Source organism: Bradyrhizobium sp. Ken51 (assembly GCF_055807435.1).
The window spans coordinates 127,883-148,500 of sequence record NZ_JBVVPB010000010.1; the positions used below are offsets into that span (position 1 = coordinate 127,883).

Below are 20,618 nucleotides of genomic sequence, written 5' to 3' on the forward strand. Positions count from 1 at the left end.
AAAGTCCCCCGCGGGATCAGCCCTGTCTCTTGAGGACGCTTTCAAAGGCTCGCAACCGCATGAACTTCCGTCACTAAGGACTCCAGCCGGAAACTCGCACATCTTCCACCTCCCCGCGCTGCGCGATCTCAATGTTCGGCGGAATGTCCTCGGCCGCCGAGGTGACGATCTTCGCCGCGGCGTGCATCAAATCGAGCTCCGGTCCCACCATCCACCCAGCATCCTGGCACAGCAGCGAAATCGCTTTTTCCAAAATGGACTCGGCTCGGGCAAGACGGTGAATGCGGATGGCGATTTCGTCCGGGGAAATCGGCTCGCCCGAGCCTGTACGGCCCGGTTGGTAGATCAGCGATAGACGTTCCGTCTTCAGACGAGCCAACGGCCGCTCTATCGCATCGATCCTCTTCTGCAAATCGAGGCGGGCGCGCCGATCAGCATCGGACGGCTTCAGGACCTCGGCCGAAGCATCTGACGAGGCAGCATCGAGTGGGTTGCCTTCATCGGCGTGAAGTAACCGGGGGATCCGGCGCTGCGCCTCGTGATAAGCAACCGAGACCTCCTGCCTGAGAATGCGATGCAAGGCACCAACGAACAACTGCGGATGGTGAAACGCGATCACTCTCGGCGCATTCCCCGGTTTGACCGCCACGTTGTTGCGGCCCAGGAACGAGGCGAATTCGGCTTCCGTCGCTGAACTCTTCCACAGGCGTTTCAGCTCCGACTGAAACCTGGGCAGCGGGAAGTCAACAGCCTGAGCCGCTCGGCGCATGGAATCGGTCATGCGCGGCGCATCGATGACCGGCACGACCCCGAGTTCGTCGATAAGCCAGTCGGCAACGTGACCGTTGCCATCGGCGCGAAGCGCCTCGATGACCGACTTTTGCCAACGGCTCGGGACGGCCTCGCCCTCGATCAGGTAGGCCGCGAGCGCCATGACTTTGTGGAGTCTCGGTGCATGATGGCGCATGTCCAGCGCGCGAAAAGTTTGAGGGGAAACGTGGCCCAACACCAGGTGCAGATGATTTGCACCTCCTCCAGCACGCGGCTTGTCGTTGTGGGCGAACACCATCAACGGGTGGTCATGTGCCTTGAGTTCTGTGAGGACGAGATCGACGACCTTCGCCGCTTCGTCCGTCGTCAGCGTACGCCGGGGCGAAATATAGAGATGCCAGAGCGCAATCTCGGCGCGGGACGCAGCCGTCAGGGCCGCCATGACTTGCATCCCGTCGATGGTCCGACGAACGCAGAGATTGCGCATCTCGAGGAGTTCTGGACGCTGATCCTTGTCCTTCCAGAGGTGTGCATCGAGGCGGCGGGCGTCCGTTAGCGACCCCCGATATGAAAAGGCGCGCGCGATCATCAGCGCGGCCCGATCGAGCGGGCGATCAGCAGCAAGGCGGATACTGCATCTCGCAACAAGATTGTCGTCTGCACGAGGTGTTGGGCATCGGCGCCCTGAGCGCGGCTCTGCTTGATTTCGTTCGCACAGCGAATGATCGTTGCGTGGATTTCCGCGAGCTTTTGTCTTATTCCGTCGTGTTTGGCCCGCCTCCTGCGCGGACGGGTTCCGGACAAGTAGGCTTCCATCGCATCCTTGATGAATTGGCTGAGGTCGATCTTCATCGATGCCGCTCGGTCGGTGGCCTGGTCCTTGAGTGCCTGCGGCAAGCGCACGGAAAAAGGAGCGTTGGTCGTGATCGGCGTATTACAGCCAATCTCTGGATGCTTCGCCAATGGCTTTTTCCGGCCCTGCTTGGAGCTGTTTACACCCACGTGATTTTGCTCCAGAAGGCGTCCATCCAGCGGCCGATGAGCCGCAGCCGGTGCTCGCACGGGCCGATCCGGCTTCGACGGATACGGACCCGGAGTTTGAGGACTTGCTCGCGTTCAGCCCGCGTCAGCATCTGAAACTCCCGTGGCGGATCTAGCAGCAAGGAAATCAGGCTGGTCGATCGAGCGAGGCGCCGGACCAGCGTGCAAGAAGCCGCGGCTCCGCGCTGTTCGGCTCGTGCGAAGGTCGGCCCAAGCTTAATTGGCATCGGGAAACCTGAGCCCGCGCGAGGCCTCCTCCATCATCTTTGCGATCCAGCTCGCGATGCGCCGCTGGACCGCCGCCGCCGACAGCCGATCGAGCGGCCGGCCGGAGGCATCGAGCCACAAGGGGGCGAGTTTCGCCGGATCGGCGTTCACGAAATCGACGAGGTTCAATCCTGCACGGTCCACGGGCTGCCACAGACGGTCATCGAGCCGCGGCAGCGCGATCTCCGTCACGCCCGCACGCATCTCGTCGAAGTGCTCCGGCTCCAGGTGGATGATGCCCGGATCGAAATTCGGCGGGAACACGACGCCGACCCGTTCATTGAGCACCCACAGCGGCCGGGCGAGCGGCAGCGCGGTGCGCACTAAGCTCGTGTTCGTCGCCAATGCGCGCATGGCGTCACGATTCGAGGTGGTCACAAGCGCCACGATCATCTGGCCGCCCCCGTCGGCGACCAACTTATCGACGTCCATGTCGCGCAGGAAGCGCAAGACCGTCACGTCCCATGTGGCCGCCGTGTCGAGCACGATGCTGCTACCGCTTGTCACCGCCTGATCGAGGGCGTTAGACAGGGGTGAAAATGCCCGCAACAAAGCAAGCGGATCGTCGGATGCGTCGAGCAGATCGGTGTCGATCTTGGTGACGCTGCCGAGCTTGTCAGCCAACCGCTCGGCGACGTCCGCCGAGAAGACCTCAATCTTGCATCCGCGCGAGCGCAAGATCAGCGCCACGAGTTCGGTAAACAGGCTCTTTCCCTGGCCGCCGATGGCGGACAAGATGACAATGAAGTACCAACCCGGCATCAGCTGCTTCTCCTCTGTCGGCGAGCAGCTGAATAAGGCATGGCTTGACGAACAAGGCCCCCACGAACCCTATGTGGAAACTGTCGTAGATTGTCGTCATCCGTCGGAAATTGATATCAATCGTCTGAGGACGCCTGGCTCGGCTTACGGGCGGAGCGCGGGCGCGCAGGCTTTTGCAAGGGTGCGGAGGAATCGAAAAATCGTCCCGGCGCTAGCTGCGGCGGCAAGATCGAGAGTCGGCATCGGCATTCCCGTCGCGCGGGCTTTCGGCGTGCTGCTGACGCCGCCGGCCGGCGAGGCTGACGTGGCATCGAACGGCTTGGAAGAGCCGCCAAGCAGCGCGACATGATGATAGTCGCCCATGCATGCCCGGCGCCAGAGTTCGGCGGCCGAGTCACGGACGGCGCCATGGCAGGCGATCCAGAAGCCGCGTCGACGCCGATGGCGCAGCGTTTCCGCTCGCCCCGACGCGCCGTCCAGGAGTTCCGACAGACGCGTTGCCACGATATGGTGCTGACAGCTCGCGACCCAGATCGTCAACATCGCGGAAACGACGTCGGAACGGATGTTGTCTACGCCAATCGACCCCGCCAGGATATCGACGATCCGAATGATGACGTCCTGAACCGGGCCTTGCGGTCGCTCCGTCATGGGATCCAGAACGGCCTCGAGCACGTCCCAAACCAGACGGGCTCCGGGCGACGGCTCGGCCCAATCATAGAGCGTTCGCCGTCCGCGGTTTTGCCGCTCCGGATCTCGTGTGGCGAGGCACACGCGATCGCGCACATGTTCAAGGAAGCTGGGCGCGACATCTGTCATCCCAGCGATGAAATCTCCGAGCCGCCTTCTCAGATCGCCCGCAGCCGGCGTGGCCAAACCTTCGAAAAAATACGTCTTCGCCGCGTCAAATGGGAAGGGTGTCGACCTGACGGCCACCAAATGCGGTTGGCCCGGGACCTGGCGCAGCGCCGCATTCACAACATGGGGCTCGACGGGCGCAGCTACGACGACCGTCCGGGAAGAAACTGCGCAACTGACGGCATTCTTCAGCACTTCAGCGGTGACAGGCGCCATGTCGCAATTCGAGAATGGATAACGCCCGATCAGCGCGTCGAAAGTCTCAGGCAATATCTCGGACGGAATGCAGGCGACGCCGGTGTGAGCCGCGTGATGCGCCGCATCTACGAGCACGGACAGCTGCGAGATGACTTCCCCGATACGAGCCGAGGCCTCGCGCCGCGCGCTCCGGCACTGAAACAACGACGCGGCCCGGTCGAGGGCTTCGAGATGGACCGCGACATCCGCCGAAGGACGGCGGACCCGGAGGACGAGGCTCTTAACCTCGGCACGATCCTCCTCGATAAGCATGCACGCTACCGTTTTCCACGACGGAAGAGATCGTCTATTGCGTTGTGGATCCGGGCCTGGTCGATACGGTGCTTAAACCTTTCAAGTTCGGGCGACGTCGGCTGGTTCTTCGCTGTGCTCGCCGGCGATGGTCCGCCAACATCGGTTGGTCGAACGGACGGCCCCCTCGTTGCCGCTCCGGGCGGCCGATCCTTCTTCCCCTTAGCACGCTTGATGAAGTTGTAGAGCGATTGCCCGGTGAACTCCGCGCCCGTGCGACCTCGCGCCCCCCGGACGTTCAGACCCTCGGCAATCTGCTTGTAGGTCAAGCCATGCTCCAAAATCGCCTCGAACGAGCCGATGTGTTGGCCGATGACCATTTGCGTTTTCGGAACGCCCAACTCGGTCGCGGCCAGCGCAGCAACTATCGGCGTCAACAACTCGTCAAGGATCATCGCGGTGCCATTGCCCTTAGATGATGAACAAAATACCTTCCGTTGGGCTTGCGCGTGGCCCGCCCTTCACGACGTGGAATGCTCGATTAGGGCGCCGGCAGGCTGAGGATCGAGGGCGTCGCCCGCGCAGAGCGGCTCCTGCGAATCTTCGCGGCCGCGCGATCGGCAAGATCCGCCACGAAATGGCGCGCGGACGGCCGCTCCTCAAGAAAAGCGTGCAGCAGCCGGCATTGGTGGGCGTCCAACGCCTCCGTGATCATCGCCGCGATCTGAACCGATTCAGCCGAGTCCGTCTCCATTTTAGCGGAGCCCTCCTTGGCGCGCCGGATCGTCTGCTTCACGAACTCGACTGTCACCCGCTCGCCGCGCCGCACCCGCGCGATCACCTCGTGCACCGTTTCCTCGCTCACCGACGCAGCACCCAGCGCCTGAGCGGCGGTCAGCGGCAGCCGGCACACGACCTCGCCGTGGCGCTGGAACAGATGCGCTGCGTTCATATAGAGTTGCGCCTTCCGCGGCTTGAACCCCAAAACCACGCGACACCACCGCAAGAAAATGCCGTGCCCCAGACCTTCCTTGGCCTCTACCAGCGCGACGCCGATCACAAGTCCGCTGCAGGCCTCCCGCTCCACCCCCTCCTGGATGACGACCTCGAGCTCCGGCAGCCTGTCCCGCATCTGGGGAGGAATCTGGCCATAGTCGAACTGATCGCCGCCCATCATGGTCGTGCGCGCTCCAACGCTCTCTCGTTTGAAGTATCCTTGGCCAGGATACACCAAAACGGAAAAACGTCAATCTTTTCCGTATGATGGCAACTCGGCACGGTCCGGGAAGAAAAATCCAAATGCGAAAAGTTTTCGCTTTTGCCGTCAAACTAGAGAGGGAGGACAGCCCGAATGGGAGGAGCTTTGATCCAAGAAATGACCTATAGGCGATCGAGCGCACGCTCTTGATTGCCTGACTAGATGTCCCGTGAGCGGCCGAACGACTGCGAGACCAAGAATAGCGCAAACAGAGGAGCGAGTGGCGATGCACGCTTCGGAAGCGCTTCCAAAACGCAACCCGCGCGAAGCGGTCAGGGCATTGCGGTCAGCGGGTCGATGATGGTGGAATTCAGGGCAGGCAGTCTTCCGTCTGCGTTCCCTGCATCAGCACCATAACTAGGTCGTTCGCCATGCACGATCTCAGTCAGCTTAACGAAAGCTTATGACCGGAGCGCCCCTCATCTCCCCGTCCAGACCGGCTTGCGCTTCTCGGCGAATGCCTTCAGGCCCTCCTTGGCGTCCTCGGTCATCGCCAGTAGTGCGATCTGGCTTTCGGTGTAGGCGATGCTCTCGTCGAACGACATCGACGCGATGGCCCGCATGGCGTATTTGCCACGTCGGATGGCGGTCGGGGATTTGTCGACGATACGGCCGATCAGCCAGTCGACCTTGGCGTCGAGCTCGGCCGCAGGCACGACGTAGTTGAGAAGACCTGCGTCGAGTGCCGCGTCCGCGTCGAACGGTTCGCCGGTCAGCGCCCATTCGTTGACGAGGCGCCGCGGTGCGATCTCCTGCAGCAGGCTCAGCACCTGCATCGGAAACACACCGACCTTCACCTCCGGCAGGCCGAAGATGACGTGATCGGCGGCAACTGCCATATCGGTCATGCAGAGGAGGCCCATGCCGCCGGCCATGCAGACGCCGCCGACGCGCGCGATCGCGGGCTTGGTCGCGTTCCGCGACAAGCGCAGCAAATCGGCATAGTCGACATTGGGCTTCGAATGATCCATCGCGAAAGCCGCGCCGGAGTTCTGCAGATCTGCACCGGCGCAGAACGCCTTGTCGCCCGCGCCGGTCAGCACGATAACGCGGACATCCTTGTCATCATGGGCATCGCGGTAGCCGCGCGTGATGCCAGCTATTACGTCGCCGTTCAGCGCGTTGCGCTTCTCAGGCCGGTTGATGGTGATCCAGAACGACTGCCCGCGCTTCTCGGTGATGACGCCTGTGGTGTCGGTCATGACGCAGTTTCCTTGCTCCCGTTTGCAGCCATTTGCGGCAGCTCGGGCGCGCGGTGCAAGGGCAATCTGCCGGGAGGCGCCACTTTAGCACCTCGACACAAATTTGCGCGCGATTAAGGCGCGAGCGCAGCTCAGGCCGCGGTCGCCTTCCGGATCCAGACCTTGTTGTCGTGGAAAGCGGCGCCGCCGATCGGCGCGATGGTGTCGGCGCCCGTCAGCATGTTGATGCCGCGGTTACCGATATGGTTCTTGTTGGGATGAACGGACTCCGCGATCAGCACGCCGCGGCGCACGCCCTCGAACAGCGTGGCGATCAGCGTGGTCTCGCCGCGGGTGTTGCCGAGCGTCACGGCGTCGCCATGGGCGATGTCGAGCGCGGCCGCATCCAGGGGATGGATCATCACGCTCGCCTTGCCCTCGCGCGCCTGCGAGGACGGGGTCTCGTTGAACGTCGTGTTGAGGAAGCTGCGCGACGGGCTGGTCGCAAGCCGGAACGGATGGGCCTGGTCGGAATGCTCGATCACCGCCCAATGGTCCGGCAGCGACGGCATCTTGTCGAAATCGCCCATCTTCTGGCCGAACGGGGGATGCGCCCAATCGGCTTTGAAATGGAATTTCCTGTCGGCATGGGCGAAGCCGTCGAGATAATGCGACGTGCGGAAGTCCGGCTGCAGGTCGCGCCAGAGGTCGGCTTCGAGACCGGCAATATCGCCGTGGTCGCTCAGCTTCAGCGTCGCATCGATCAATTGACGCGGCGTCAGCTCGAACCCCGGATGCCTGGCACCGAGCCGCGGCGCCAGCGCCTGCAGGACCTCGTGGTTGGAGCGGCATTCTCCGGGCGGGTCGATCAGCTTCGGCCCGACCGAGATGTGCTGGTGACCGCCGCCGTAATAGAGATCGTCATGTTCCATGAACATCGTCGCAGGCAGCACGATGTCGGCCATCTGCGCCGTCTCGGTCATGAACTGCTCGTGCACCGCGACGAACAAATCCTCGCGCGCAAACCCCTGCCGCACCAGTGCCTGCTCCGGCGCAACGGTCATCGGGTTTGTGTTCTGGATCAGCAGCGCCTTGACCGGACCCTTGCCGTGCAGGGCCTTGGAATCGCCGGTGAGGATGCGGCCGATCTGCGACTGGTCGAGCGCGCGGATGGTTGGGTCGATGGCGTCGTGACCTTCGATGATGGATTCGTTGAAGTGCCACAGCGCGTAATTGTTGAAGAAGGCGCCGCCGCCTTCATATTGCCAGGCGCCGGTCACCGCGGGAATGCAGTTCGCGGCATGCATCTGCGCCGCGCCGTTGCGCGAGCGGGTGAAGCCGTAGCCGAGCCGGAAGAAGGTCCGCTTGGTCTCGCCGACCAATTTGGCGAAGGCCTCGATCTCCGCCACCGGCACGCCCGAAATCGCGGACGCCCATTCCGGCGTGCGGGTCTTCAGATGCGCCTCGAGCTCGCCGGGGCAATCGGTGTACTTGTCCATATAGGCGCGGTCGGCATAGCCGTCGCGGAACAGGACATGCATCACGCCGCAAGCGAACGCGCCGTCGGTGCCGGGCCGCAGGATGATCTTGATATCCGCCTGCTTCATGGTCTCGTTGTCGTAGATGTCGACGGCCGCGATCTTGGCGCCACGCTCCTTCCGCGCACGGGCGGCGTGCGTCATCACGTTGACCTGCGTGTTGACGGGGTTGGTGCCCCAGATCACCACGAGATCGGACAGCGCCATCTCGCGCGGATCGACGCCGGCGATCTTGCCGGTGCCGATCGCAAACCCGATGCGGCCGACATTGGCGCAGATGGTCTGATAGAACCGCGAATATCTCTTCACATGCGTGAGGCGGTTGAGGCCGTCGCGCATCACCAGCCCCATCGTGCCGGCGTAATAATAGGGCCAGACCGAGTCCGCGCCGAACTCGCGCTCGGCCTGGTTGAAGCGATCCGCAATCTCGTCCAGCGCCTCGTCCCAGGTGATCCGCGCGAATTGGCCGGAGCCCTTCGGCCCGGTTCGGCGCAGCGGATACATCAGCCTTTCAGGATGATGGATGCGCTCGGCATAACGGGCGACCTTGGCGCAGACCACGCCGGCCGTATAGGTCTGCTTTTTCGAACCGCGGACACGACCGATGCTGCGTCCCTCGAGCACCTCGATATCGAGCGCACAGGCCGACGGGCAATCATGCGGACAGGTCGAATGGCGGATTTCGATCTTGGCGTGCTGGTTCATGTCCAATTTGGTAACACCAAAATACCTGTCAGCCGAGGGTATTTATCCGGCAACGCCCATGCGATTTGCTCAAATCGCGCGCCGCCGGTTCCTGCCGCGACCGCGAAAAGCCGCCCCGCCACACCGAAAACCGCAGGATATTCCAGGCACCATCGGCCTTGTGAGGCGTCGACAGTCCGCCTTCCCTGCCGCTACAGTGCCGGCCAACAAGAACGACATCAGGGAGGTGGGTGTGACGGCCCGACAATTCATGCTGGCGCTGGCCGCCGGCCTGCTCAGCGCCTTTTCCGCAGCCCCGTCCCTGGCGCAAGACTATCCCAACCATTCGGTCCGGATCGTCGTGCCCTTCGGCGCCGGCGGGCCAGCCGATGTCGCGGCCCGGCAGATCGGCAATGCGCTTCAGGAGAGTTTTGGCCAGCCCTTCGTGGTCGAGAACCGCACCGGCGCGGGCGGCGTCATCGGCACGGTCGAAGCGGCGAAGTCACCCGCCGACGGCTACACGCTGTTGATGATGTCCAACACCCAGACCGCGAACGAATCCCTGCTGACGCCGGATAAGCGCAAATACGAGCTGATGCGCGACCTCGCGCCGATCGCACCGGTGAACTCTTCCGATCTCGTCATCGTGGTGAACCCGCAAGTCGCAGCGAAGACGCTGCACGAGTTCGTCGCGCTCGCCAAGTCACAGCCGGGCAAACTGAACTACGCCTCCTCCGGCCAGGGTACGCCCTATCACATGGCCGGTGAGCTGTTCAAAGCCATGGCCGGCATCGACCTCGTCCACGTCCCTTACCGCAACAGTGGCGAGGCCCGCAGCGGCGTGATCGGCGGGCAGGTGCAGATGATGATCGACGCGGTGCCGGCGATGGCGCCGAACATCGGCGAGAACCAGGTCCGCGCGCTCGCGACCACCGGCAAGCAGCGCTCAGCGGTACTGCCGAACGTACCGACAGCGATCGAGGCGGGCGTAGCAGGCTACGAAGCGACGATCTGGCTCGGCCTGATGGCTCCGGCCGGCACGCCGAAACCTGTGATCGACAAGCTCAATGCCGCCGTGAACGCAATGGTGAAGCGGCCCGACATCGTCAAGCTCTGGACTGCGCAGGGCGCGATGCCCATGTCGATGACGCCGGAGGAATTCGACAAATTCCTGCGCGGCGACATCGAAAAATGGGCCGACGTGGTCAAGAAGTTCGACAAGTCCTGAAGCCGTAGAGCGACAATGCCCACCATTCAATTCCAGCTCAACGGTACGGCGGCGGCTGTGGATGCCGATCCGGATCAGACGCTGCTCGATGTGCTGCGCGGCCGGCTCGGCGTCACAAGTCCGCATTTCGGCTGCGGGGCCGGCGAGTGCGGCGCCTGCCATGTCATGGTCGACGATCGCGCGATGGCCTCCTGCGACATGCCGATGTGGTCGGTCGCGGACAAGGAGGTCGTCACGGTGGAAGGCCTCGGCACGGCGGAGCAACCGCATCCGCTGCAACGCGCCTTTATCGCTGAGCAGGCGATGCAATGCGGCTATTGCGTCTCGGGGATCATGATCAGCGCGGCGGCGCTGCTGAAGCGCAATCAGTCGCCGACGGAGGCGGAGGTGAGAACCGCGCTTGATCGCAATCTGTGCCGTTGCGGATCTCATAACCGCATCGTCCGCGCCGTGCTGCGGGCGGCGTCGGAGATGGCGACATCATGAGTTCGGCCCCCCCTGCCCCGCCACTGCCGGTCAGCCTTGCGGCCAATCCCAAGCTGTCATCCTGGGTGAAGCTCAACGGCGATGGCCGTGTCGCGATCTCGCCCGGCAAGGTCGAGATCGGCCAAGGCATCGTCACCGCCCTGGCGCAGATCGCAGCGGACGAACTCGACGTCGATATTGGCCGCATCGAGATGATCCGCGCCTCCACGGCGGCAAGCCCGAACGAAGGCGTCACCTCGGGCAGCCTTTCGGTCCAGCAATCCGGTCGCGCGCTGCGTCAGGTCTGTGCCGAGGTCCGCCAGCGCTTCCTCACCGCGGCATCGGAGCGTCTGGGTGTCGATGCGTCGCTGCTCGAGATCGATGACGGCACGATCTCTGGCCCCGGCAATGTCAGGACCAGCTATTGGGAGTTGGCCGGCGACGTCTCGCTCGACCACGACGCCATTTCGGGCGCGACAGCGAAGATTGTCGCCAAGCGCACTGTGGCCGGACATTCGGTCCAGCGCGTCGACATTCCCGACAAGGTGTTCGCACGGCCGCGCTTTATTCATGACTGTCCGCTGCCGGACTTGCTGCACGGACGCGTGCTGCGGCCGGACATCTCGGGCGCCAGGCTGATCGCGCTCGACGAGAGCGCGACGCGAGCCGTTCCCGGCCTCGTCGCGATCGTCCGCGACGGCAGCTTTTCCGGGGTGGTTGCCGACAGCGAGGTAGCGGCGGAAACCGCGCTGAAGGCCTTGCGCAAGGGCGCGACATGGTCGGCCGGCGAGCCGCTGCCAGATGAAGCTGATCTGGCGGGGTTTCTGAAGAGCCAACCAGTCGAAACGACCATCATTGATACCAGGGCCGTAGTAGCGACCGATAAAGCTGCTCGCACCCTCCGCCGCCAATATATCCGTCCCTACATTGCGCATGCCTCGATCGCCCCGTCCTGTGCGATGGCACAATGGGACGGCGATCGTGTCCATGTCTGGACCCACAGTCAGGGCGTCTATCTGCTGCGCGCCGACCTCGCGATCGTGCTCAAGCTGCCGGCAGAAAACATCGTCGTCGAGCACATGGAGGGCGCGGGTTGCTACGGACACAATGCGGCCGACGATGTCGCGCTCGATGCCGTGCTGCTGGCGAAAGGGGCCGGCGGCCGTCCGGTGCGGGTGCAGTGGTCACGTCACGACGAGATGTCCCACGCGCCATTCGGCGCGGCGATGGCGATCGAGATCGAGGCCGATCTCGATGCGGACAACGAGATCGTCGGTTGGCGCCATGCGATCTGGAGCAACGGCCACGCGGCGCGGCCCGGGCGCGCGGCCCAGCCCGCACTGCTTGCCGCAACCGAGATCGCGAACCCCTGGCCGCGCATGATCTCGACCAATCCGCCCGCAACCAATGGCGGTGGCGGCGACCGCAACTCCGTTCCGCTCTACGACCTCAAGGCCTGGACGATCACGAGCCACCGGCTGCTGACCATGCCGGTGCGGACCTCGGCACTGCGGACACTTGGCGGACAAGGCAATGTCTTCGCAATCGAGTCCCTGCTCGACGAGATCGCCGCCCTGCGCGGCGAAGATCCGATCGCGTTTCGCCTGCGTCATTTGCGCGACGAGCGCGCGAAGGACGTCATCCGGGCCGCGGCACGCCGCGCGCAGTGGAAACCGCGGAAGCAGGCCGGCATCGGTCATGGCGTCGGCTTCGCCCGCTACAAGAACACCGGGGCCTATTGCACCGCGATTGCGGAGATCGAAGGCACCGATGACATCCGCGTCAAGCGGCTGACGCTGGCGGTCGATGTCGGCGAGGCCATCAACCCGGACGGCGTCATCAACCAGATCGAGGGCGGCGCGATCCAGGCGACAAGCTGGGTGCTGAAGGAACGCGTCCGCTTCGACCGGACACGCATTACATCCACGTCCTGGACCGATTATCCGATCCTCACCTTCAGCGAGGTGCCGGCAGTGGATGTCGAGATCGTCCAGCGGCCGGAGATCGAGCCGGTCGGCGCCGGCGAGGCCGCCCACGGCCCGGTGACGGCCGCGATCGCGAATGCCGTTTACGATTGCCTCGGCGTGCGCGTGCGCGACCTGCCGATCACCCGCGACAAAATCATTGCAGCCATGGAGCTGGCATCGTGACGACAGTGACCATTTTGAGCGGAGGCGCGGCACAAGGCCTGGTGCGCGGCCTCAGCTATCCCTTCAAGACACAGACCGGCTTCGGCATCGACGGCGAGTTCGGCGCCGTCGGCATCATGGCCGACAAGCTGCGGGCGGGAACGGCGGCCGATCTGGTGATCCTGACGCAGGCGCTGCTTGCAAAGCTTGCCGCGGAGAAGCTCGTCACCCCCTCCTCGATCTCGGATGTCGGGCGGGTCGAGACCGCGCTCGCGGTCCGCAGCCGCGATCCCAAGGTGACGGTGAAGACTGAGGCTGACCTGCGCGAGGTGCTGCGCAGCGCCGACGCGATCTACGTCCCGGACACGAAAGCCTCGACGGCGGGGCAACACGTCGCAAAGGTGCTGGATCAGCTCGGCATCGCCTATGAGGCCGCCTCGCGCCTCAAGATCTTTCCCAACGGCGCGACCGCGATGCGGGAGCTTGCGGCGTCCACCGCCGCGCATCCGATTGGCTGCACGCAAGCGACCGAGATCATCGCGACCGACGGCATCGCGCTATCAGGAGCGCTGCCGCCGGGCTGGGAGCTCGTGACGATGTACACGGCCGGCGTGACCACGCGGGCCGCACATCCGCAAGAAGCGGCCGCGCTGATCGCGTTGCTGACCGGCGCAGACCGCAAGGATCTACGCCAGCGCGCAGGCTTCACCGGCTAGATAACCGCTCTATGTGTGCAACTGGGTGAGGCCGGTCGGCGGACCGTCGACTGCGGTCCAGCCGCCATCGACGAACAGCGTGCTGCCGCTGACATAGCTCGCGGCGTCCGAGGCGAGATAGGCGACGGCTGTCGCGACCTCGTCGGCGCTGCTCCAACGGTTGAACACGGTGTGGCCGGCGTAGAGATTGTAGATATCGGGACGCTGCTTGAACGGGCCGGTCAGCGCGGTCTCGGCGATGCTCGGCGCGATCGCGTTGACGCGCACGCCGGAGCGTCCGACCTCGGAGGCAAAGCCCTTCACCAGCAGGCCGATGGCCGCCTTGGTCGAGCCGTAGACGCCGAGGCCCGGCTCGATGGTCACCGCCCGCACCGAGGAACAGGCAATGATGCTGCCGCCCTTCTGCTCGACCATAATGCGGCCGAAGGCCTGGAAGAACCAGACCGTTCCCTTGATGTTGAGGTTGAGGACGCGGTCGAGATCCTCCTCGGTGTAGTCGAGGATAGTCTTGCGGATGTTGAGCCCGGGCGTCGTCACCGCGATGTCGAGCCGCGAGAATTTCTGCATCACGGTCTTGGCCAGCGCATTGACGTCCGCAGCGTTAGCCGCGTCGCACGCAGCTGCCTCGGCCCAGCCGCCCTTCTCGCGAATGCCGGTGGCGGTTGCTTCGGCGGCGTCGAGCGCGCGATCGGCGCAGACGACACGGGCGCCGAGCGCGGCCAGCGCCTCGGCCGACGACTTGCCGATCCCGGAGGCGGCGCCGAGCACCACGGCCGACTTGCCGGTGAGATCGAAGAGCTTGCGATAGTCAGTCACGGGTAGATTCTCCTGTATTGCTGCTATCCCTTGTAGCCCATCAGCAGGCGGGGCAGCCACAGCGAGAAGGCGGGGACGTAGGTCACGAACATCAGAGCTGCGATCAGGGCGGCATAGAACGGCAGGATGGTGCGCATCACCGCACCCACCGAGATGCCGCCGATGGCGCAGCCCACGAACTGCGTGGTTCCGACCGGCGGAGTGTTCAGTCCGAGCGCGCAGTTGATCAGCATCAGCATGCCGAACTGCACCGGATCCATGCCCGCCTTCATCGCGATCGGCAGGAAGATGGGCGTGCAGATCAGGATGGTCGCAGCCATGTCCATGAACGTGCCGAGCACGAACAGGATGACGTTGATGAGCAGGAAGATGACCCAGGGTTGCGTCGAGACCTTGCTCATCATCTCGCCGGCGAAGTCGGCCACCTCGTAAAGCCCCATCAGATACTGGAACATGGTGGAGACGCCGATCAGCAGCAGCACCACCCCCGTCGTCTTCACCGCCTTGGCCGCGGCGCGCAGGAAGTTCGGCCAGGTCATCGTGCGATAGATGAAGAACGTCAGCAGGATCGTATAGGTGACCGCGACGGCCGCGGATTCGGTTGCGGTGAACACGCCGGACAAGATACCCGCCAGGATGATGCCGATGATCAAAAGGCCGGGCAGAGCGGCCGCGAGCGAGCGAAAAACCGCGGGCCAGCCCGGGAACTTGCCGGCCGGATAGCCGCGCTTCACCGCGACCGCGTAAGCGGCAACCAGCATGCACACCATCAGCACCAGCGCAGGCAGGAGACCGGCGGCGATCAGCGCGCCGATCGAGACCTTGCCGCCGGCGGCGAGCGCATAGATGATCATGTTGTGACTGGTCGGCATCAGTGCTCCGACCAGCGACGCATGGGTGGTGACGTTGACGGCGTAGTCGGTGTCGAAACCTTCCTTCTTCATCATGGGGATCATCACCGCCCCCATCGCCGACACGTCGGCGACAGGCGAGCCGGACACGCCGCCGAACAGCGTGCAGGCGACCACGTTCGACATGCCCAGCCCACCGCGGATGTGTCCGACGAGATTCTTGGCGAGCTGCACGATCTTGTCGGCAACGCCGCCATGCAGCATCAGCTCACCGCTGAAGACGAAGAACGGGATGGCGAGGAAGGAGAAGATGTTCATCCCCGACATCATCTGCTGGAAGATGACGGCGACCGGCAGGCCTTCGTAGAGAATGGTGCAAATCGCCGAGAGGCCGATCGCGAAGGCGACGGGGACGCCGAGGATCAGGAAGCCGAAGAAAGTGGCGCCGAGGATGATTAGTTCCATGAGGGGACGACCTCTTCGCCGCGCAGCAGAGCGATGATGTGCTCGATTGAAAACGATACGATCAGGACACCAGATGCGATCAGCGGCACGTAGCGGATGACCTCGGGCAGGCCGAGATTGGGGATCTTCACGGTTCCGACCGAGGCTCCGAGGATCCAGCCGTTATAGGCCATCGCGAGGCCGAAGCCGGCCACCAGGACGTGGATGATGATCTCGATTTTCTCTCGTGCGTGATCCGGCAGCATCACCAGCAAACTGTCCATGCCGATATGCCCGGCATCGCGCACGCCGACGGCAGCGCCGATCAGCGTAACATAGAGGATCAGAACCAAGGCAAGGTTCTCCGTCCAGGTCGGGCTGGAATTGAGCACATAACGTCCGAACACCTGGTAGAAGACGATGGTGACGATCACGAGCAGCCCGGTCACCGACAGATACATGCCCAGCCGAGCGACAGGAGCATTGATCCGGGACAGCAAGCCGGTGGACGGGCGTCCGGCTACGTCCAGTTCGTGGTCTGCGACGTGAGGGTCTGTCATCCAAGTCTCCTTGCAAGTCTCCTTGCGCACCTCCAACGCGTCGGTCCGGTGTCGCCAATCGGCGACGCCGGACCGACGCAATGGTCTTACTTCGTGTCCTGGATACGCTTGACGAGGCCCTTCAGCTTCTCGTCACCGGCGAACTTGTCGTATACCGGCTTCATCGCGTCGACGAACTCCGCCTTGTTGGCGATCGTCACGACCTGAACGCCGGCCGCCTCGACGGTCTTGCGGGACGCCTGCTCACGCTCGTCCCAGAGCTTGCGCATGACGGGAACCGATTCCTTCGCCGCCTTGCGGACCATCGCCTGGTCATCCTTGCTCAGCGTGTCCCAGACCGTCTTGGACATCACGAGAACTTCGGGCGCCAAAGAGTGTTCGGTGATGTTGTAGAACTTGGCGGCCTCGAAGTGGCGCGAGGACTCGTAAGACGGCCAGTTGTTCTCGGCAGCGTCCACCAGACCGGTCTTGAGAGCGGTATAGACCTCGCCATAGGGCATCGGCGTCGGATTGGCCCCGAGGCTCTGGATCATGCCGACCCACAGATCGGATTGCTGGACGCGAATCTTCAGACCCTTGAGGTCCGCGAGCGACTTGATCGGGGCCTTGACGGTGTAAATGGACCGGGCGCCGCTGTCATAATAGGCGAGGCCGACCAGGCCGGCGGGCGCCATGGCCGCCAGGATCTCGTCGCCGATCGGCCCGTCAAGGACGGTGCGCATGTGCTGCGTGTCCCGGAAGATGAAGGGCAGGCACAACGCGATGGTTTCCGGCACGAAGTTGTTCAAGGGCGATGCGTTGATCCGCATCATGTCGAGGGCGCCGATCTTGAGCTGCTCGATGGTGTCCTTCTCGGAGCCCAAGGCTCCGTTGGGAAACACCTTCACGCCAAGCTTGCTGCCGCTCGCCGCGGCGAGCTGCTTGCCCATGAACTTGACGGCTTCGACGGTCGGATAATCGGCGGGATGGATGTCGGCGGAACGGAAATCGCGTGCGGTCGCCAAGGGGGCTGAGACCGCCAGCAGAGCGGCTGCGATGATGCCGGTAAGTATCTTCATCTGGGCTTCCTCCTGAATTGATTATGTCGTTGGGCAGATGCTGCGGGCCGCCTTGGGTCGCTCCACTTCTGGTGTGAAGTCAAGCGCCATCGTCGTCCCTAGGGCGCGCGGCATTCCCTGTCCAAGCCAAATCCGGCATCGATCAATGCTAGAGTTGCATCGATGGATCGACCCGGTTTGGGCAGACACCGGCTCATCGACCAGTTTTTCCGAAATCATCTACCGTCTGGCGCGGGAAGCGTTCATGCGCGTTGCTTGACGCCGCCGGTGCGGCCCCCTCAAGATGCTGCAAAACGAAGCGAACCATCCCGAGGAATGCCCATGCCGCGGAAGCTGATCGACATTTCCGTGCCGCTCAGAAACGACGTGACGGCGGATCCGCCGGGCAATCACCCGACGATCCAGTACATCGATCACCAGCAGGGCCTGCCGCGGATGCTGCAGTTCTTCGACGGCCTCACGGCACAGGACCTGCCGGACGGCCAGGGCTGGGCCGTCGAGCAGGTCTCGCTGTCGACCCATAACGGCACGCATCTCGATGCGCCCTGGCACTTCCATCCAACCATGAATCGCGGCGAACGGTCATGGACGATCGACGAAGTGCCGCTGGAATGGTGCTTTCAGCCCGGCGTGAAGCTCGACTTCCGGCATCTCCCCGACGGCTATGTCGCGAGCGCCGACGACATCGAGAAGGAGTTGAGGCGGATCGGGCATGCGCTGTCGCCGCTGGAGATCGTCGTCGTCAACACCGGCGCCGGCGCCAAGTTCGGCCAAGCCGACTATGTCAGCTCAGGCTGCGGCATGGGCTATGAGGCCACCATGTATCTGCTCGAACGCGGCGTGCGGCTGACCGGCACCGACGGCTGGAGCTGGGACGCGCCGTTCGTCCACACCGCGAAGAAATATGCCGAAACGAAAGATGCCGGCCTGATCTGGGAGGGCCACAAGGCGGGGCGGCACATCGGCTATTGCCATCTCGAGAAGCTGCACAATCTCGGCCAGCTGCCTTCGACCGGGTTCACCGTCTCGTGCTTTCCAGTGAAAATCGAGCGGGCCTCCGCGGGCTGGACCCGCGCCGTCGCGGTCATCGACAGCTAGCTGTCGAGCCCGCTCTCGGCGAGTTCGCGCAAGGCATCAATGTCGAGCACGACAATGGCGCCGTGCTCGAGGCGAACCCAGTTGCGGCCCGCCCAGGCACGCAATTGCTTGTTGATGCTCTCGCGTGTCATCCCCACCATCTCGCTGATCTCCTGCTGCGTGATGACAAGCGTGCCGCTGCCGGAGTCGAACTTGCGCTCTTCGGTGAGGCCGAGCAGTGCGCTCGCGAGCCGGCCCGGCAGATTTTGCAGGATCACCTGCTCGACCTGCTGGCTGGTCCAGCGCAGGCGCGCGCAGAGCAGCTCGATGAATTTCATTGCGAGCGCCGGCTGGCTCTTCACGAACGGCAGGAAGTCCCGGCGATCGATGATGTAGAGCTCGCAATTGGTGTTGGCGGTCGCATCGGCCGACCTGGGGGCGCCGTCGAGCACCGCGATTTCGCCGAAGATCTCTCCAGGACCGATCAGATTGAGAATGGCGTTGCGACCGTCAGGCGACGAAGAGGAAATCTTCACCGTCCCTGTGATCACCGCGAACAGATTGTTGCCGGGATCGCCCTTGGCGGCGATCGTCGCGCCACGCTTCACCGTGGTGTGCTTGGCGTAACGGCAAAGCTGATCCAGCGCCTCCGGCTCCAGATCCGCAAAGATCGGGTGCTTGCGCAGGACCGATAATTTATTCCCCGCCGCTTGTCGGGGGTCGTCGCCGGTCTTGTCCTGAGGCACGCCACTGGGCTCCTAAGACTGCGAGGCACTGGGGTCCCTGCGTAGTCAGTGTAGCCCAGTTTTTCAACCGGAAAGCATGCGCCCCCATTTGAGGCAAACGCGGCGAAAATGCCGCGGTCAGGCGCGAAGCCGGCAGCCGAAGGATGAGCCAATGCGTCCCAGTCGATGCAGAGTTGCAAGCGCCGCAAGCCGCCTTGCGTTGAGGCGCTGCCAACCATCCCGAACTCGCACGGCATAGCCCGCGCCGCGGGTGCCGCAAAATGCGACCGTGATCTCAGGAGCTTCGAGGCTTGACGTCCGACTCGGGCCGGCTTGCGCTGGTCTGCCGGTCTGCCCAGACCAGTGCCCCGGCGAATGTGACAAAGATTACCACGACTATGATGCTCATAAGCAACGCGTCAGCCGGCATGATGGCCTCCCCTGTGGTTTCAGGCATTATTTGGGGCACGCGGCCGAATGCATTGATCCCGATCAAAATTGAGCCGCGCTGCGTCGGAATCAGGCTGCGGCCAAGGCCTCGACCTTCGCCGGATCGAGCAGGCTGATCCCGCCATGAATGATCTCGATCACGCCGTGGCGCTCCAGCTTGGTAAAGGTGCGGCTGACGGTCTCGATGGTCAGGCCGAGGTAGTCGGCGATGTCCTGGCGGCTCATTGGAAGCGGAACCGTGTCCGACGGCCCCTTCAGCGAGACCAGCCGCTCGCGCCAGCCGAGCAGAAAGGCAGCAACCTTTTCGTCCGCCGAACGGCGGCCGAGCAGGACCATGTGGTCCCGGGCCTGGTTCAGCTCGCGAATTGCCAGTTCGTTGATCCGCCTGATGAGGTGCAGCCGGTCCTCGATGAAACGGCCGAAAGGTGCCTTAGCGAACTGGCATACGGTCACCGCGCCGATCGCATCGGCCGAAAAATTGTGCCTGCCCGAAACATTCATCCCCAGGAAATCGCCGGGCAAGGCAAAGCCCACGATCTGCCGGCGGCCGTCGGTCAGCAGCTTGTACAGCCGCATGACGCCCTCGACGAGATTGTAGAACGAGGTCGTGATGTCCTCCTCGGAGAAGACAGTCTCGCCTGAGGAAAAATGGACGCGCCGACCGAGATGCTCGAATTCCCGAAGCTCGACCGCATCCAACGACGAACAAACCGCCGATGCGCGGACGGCGCAATCGCTGCAGAGCTGCCAGTTCGGCTCAATCGTGACTACGGGCTTCATCGACCGCTCCAAGCGCCGGCTGCCCATCAGGCCCATTCCGCCGCGCGGCTGCATTTTACTGCACTGCGCCAAAGCCGGTTGACCCAGATCAATTTTGGAGGGAATCCCCGCCCTATTCTTCTCCCAGACTTAAACGGGGTCACTTTAAATGCTGCAAGGAACGCTGCGTCACGGGTTGATCGGGTTGCTTCTGATGACGCCGCCTGCCCTGGCGGCCCCGACCGCCGAACAACGCGGCAAGGCCTTCGCGCGAGCCAATTGCGCGCGCTGCCACGCGATCGACCGAGCGTCGAACAGTCCGCTCAAAGTCGCACCGCCGCTGCGGGCCCTGCACCAGCGTTATCCCATCGAGAGCCTTGGGGAGGCGCTGGCCGAGGGCATCAACACCGGCCACGCCGACATGCCGGCCTTCGAGCTCAGTCCGGACCAGATCCACGATCTGCTGTCCTACCTCAAGACCCTGGAATAGC

The 20,618-nt window shown here is 63.6% G+C and carries 20 protein-coding genes; 6 read left to right on the forward strand and 14 right to left on the reverse strand.

Features of this window, described 5'->3' with window-relative positions:
* Window positions 1-73 precede the first annotated feature (73 nt).
* The 8 genes from AC0L27_RS18735 to AC0L27_RS18770 all read right to left on the reverse strand — a co-directional run bounded on the left by AC0L27_RS18735 (window position 74) and on the right by AC0L27_RS18770 (window position 8,870).
* On the reverse strand, window positions 74-1,360 hold the full coding sequence (locus AC0L27_RS18735) for a relaxase/mobilization nuclease domain-containing protein (RefSeq protein ID WP_473319955.1): 1,287 nt from the start codon (window positions 1,358-1,360) through the stop codon (window positions 74-76).
* A complete protein-coding gene (locus AC0L27_RS18740) occupies window positions 1,360-1,773 on the reverse strand; it encodes a hypothetical protein (protein WP_473305354.1) in 414 nt (137 codons plus the stop codon). Before AC0L27_RS18740 ends, AC0L27_RS18735 begins: the two co-directional genes overlap by 1 nt.
* A 255-nt stretch (window positions 1,774-2,028) precedes the next feature.
* Entirely contained in the window at window positions 2,029-2,841 is an 813-nt protein-coding gene (locus AC0L27_RS18745; RefSeq protein ID WP_473305352.1) for a hypothetical protein, read from the reverse strand.
* A gap of 144 nt (window positions 2,842-2,985) precedes the next feature.
* Window positions 2,986-3,915, reverse strand: a complete 930-nt coding sequence (locus AC0L27_RS18750; protein WP_473305350.1) for a hypothetical protein — start codon at window positions 3,913-3,915, stop codon at window positions 2,986-2,988.
* Between the two features lie 299 nt (window positions 3,916-4,214).
* Window positions 4,215-4,643 (reverse strand): hypothetical protein, encoded by a 429-nt coding sequence (locus tag AC0L27_RS18755; RefSeq protein ID WP_473305348.1) that lies wholly within the window; start codon window positions 4,641-4,643, stop codon window positions 4,215-4,217.
* A gap of 86 nt (window positions 4,644-4,729) precedes the next feature.
* Window positions 4,730-5,365, reverse strand: a complete 636-nt coding sequence (locus AC0L27_RS18760; protein WP_247411811.1) for a hypothetical protein — start codon at window positions 5,363-5,365, stop codon at window positions 4,730-4,732.
* Window positions 5,366-5,865: 500 nt separating this feature from the next.
* Complete coding sequence (locus AC0L27_RS18765) at window positions 5,866-6,648, reverse strand: enoyl-CoA hydratase/isomerase family protein (protein ID WP_473305344.1); 783 nt, start codon at window positions 6,646-6,648, stop codon at window positions 5,866-5,868.
* A gap of 131 nt (window positions 6,649-6,779) precedes the next feature.
* Complete coding sequence (locus AC0L27_RS18770) at window positions 6,780-8,870, reverse strand: molybdopterin-dependent oxidoreductase (protein ID WP_473319957.1); 2,091 nt, start codon at window positions 8,868-8,870, stop codon at window positions 6,780-6,782.
* A 250-nt stretch (window positions 8,871-9,120) separates the two neighbouring features.
* Here AC0L27_RS18770 and AC0L27_RS18775 point away from each other — a divergent pair, with 250 nt between their 5' ends.
* The 4 genes from AC0L27_RS18775 to AC0L27_RS18790 are packed head-to-tail and all read left to right on the forward strand — an operon-like array spanning window position 9,121 to window position 13,387.
* A complete protein-coding gene (locus tag AC0L27_RS18775) occupies window positions 9,121-10,077 on the forward strand; it encodes a tripartite tricarboxylate transporter substrate binding protein (protein WP_473320029.1) in 957 nt (318 codons plus the stop codon).
* A gap of 15 nt (window positions 10,078-10,092) precedes the next feature.
* Window positions 10,093-10,563: a (2Fe-2S)-binding protein gene (locus AC0L27_RS18780; RefSeq protein ID WP_473319958.1), complete on the forward strand. Its 471-nt coding sequence runs from the start codon at window positions 10,093-10,095 to the stop codon at window positions 10,561-10,563.
* On the forward strand, window positions 10,560-12,692 hold the full coding sequence (locus AC0L27_RS18785) for a xanthine dehydrogenase family protein molybdopterin-binding subunit (protein ID WP_473319960.1): 2,133 nt from the start codon (window positions 10,560-10,562) through the stop codon (window positions 12,690-12,692). The genes AC0L27_RS18780 and AC0L27_RS18785 overlap by 4 nt, the downstream gene beginning before the upstream one ends.
* A complete protein-coding gene (locus AC0L27_RS18790) occupies window positions 12,689-13,387 on the forward strand; it encodes a molybdate ABC transporter substrate-binding protein (protein ID WP_473319962.1) in 699 nt (232 codons plus the stop codon). Before AC0L27_RS18785 ends, AC0L27_RS18790 begins: the two co-directional genes overlap by 4 nt.
* A gap of 9 nt (window positions 13,388-13,396) precedes the next feature.
* On the opposite strand, the gene AC0L27_RS18795 is transcribed toward AC0L27_RS18790, so the two are convergent.
* From AC0L27_RS18795 to AC0L27_RS18810, 4 genes are all read right to left on the reverse strand, one after another.
* Complete coding sequence (locus AC0L27_RS18795) at window positions 13,397-14,203, reverse strand: SDR family NAD(P)-dependent oxidoreductase (RefSeq protein WP_473319964.1); 807 nt, start codon at window positions 14,201-14,203, stop codon at window positions 13,397-13,399.
* Window positions 14,204-14,226: 23 nt separating this feature from the next.
* Window positions 14,227-15,519, reverse strand: a complete 1,293-nt coding sequence (locus AC0L27_RS18800) for a TRAP transporter large permease (protein ID WP_473319966.1) — start codon at window positions 15,517-15,519, stop codon at window positions 14,227-14,229.
* Window positions 15,510-16,058 carry a TRAP transporter small permease gene (locus AC0L27_RS18805; RefSeq protein WP_354254746.1) on the reverse strand — a complete coding sequence of 183 codons (549 nt, stop codon included), beginning with the start codon at window positions 16,056-16,058 and terminating at the stop codon, window positions 15,510-15,512. The genes AC0L27_RS18800 and AC0L27_RS18805 overlap by 10 nt, the downstream gene beginning before the upstream one ends.
* A gap of 86 nt (window positions 16,059-16,144) precedes the next feature.
* Window positions 16,145-17,116 (reverse strand): TRAP transporter substrate-binding protein, encoded by a 972-nt coding sequence (locus AC0L27_RS18810; protein WP_473319968.1) that lies wholly within the window; start codon window positions 17,114-17,116, stop codon window positions 16,145-16,147.
* A gap of 321 nt (window positions 17,117-17,437) precedes the next feature.
* Here AC0L27_RS18810 and AC0L27_RS18815 point away from each other — a divergent pair, with 321 nt between their 5' ends.
* Entirely contained in the window at window positions 17,438-18,214 is a 777-nt protein-coding gene (locus AC0L27_RS18815; protein WP_275169829.1) for a cyclase family protein, read from the forward strand.
* Here AC0L27_RS18815 and AC0L27_RS18820 read toward each other — a convergent pair.
* Both AC0L27_RS18820 and AC0L27_RS18825 read right to left on the reverse strand, forming a co-directional pair.
* Entirely contained in the window at window positions 18,211-18,939 is a 729-nt protein-coding gene (locus tag AC0L27_RS18820; RefSeq protein WP_275169828.1) for a Crp/Fnr family transcriptional regulator, read from the reverse strand. The genes AC0L27_RS18815 and AC0L27_RS18820 overlap by 4 nt on opposite strands.
* Window positions 18,940-19,437: 498 nt before the next feature.
* On the reverse strand, window positions 19,438-20,148 hold the full coding sequence (locus AC0L27_RS18825; protein WP_473319970.1) for a helix-turn-helix domain-containing protein: 711 nt from the start codon (window positions 20,146-20,148) through the stop codon (window positions 19,438-19,440).
* A gap of 148 nt (window positions 20,149-20,296) precedes the next feature.
* On the opposite strand from AC0L27_RS18825, the gene AC0L27_RS18830 reads away from it, so the two are divergent.
* On the forward strand, window positions 20,297-20,617 hold the full coding sequence (locus AC0L27_RS18830) for a c-type cytochrome (RefSeq protein ID WP_473305315.1): 321 nt from the start codon (window positions 20,297-20,299) through the stop codon (window positions 20,615-20,617).
* The last annotated feature ends 1 nt before the right edge of the window (window position 20,618 follow it).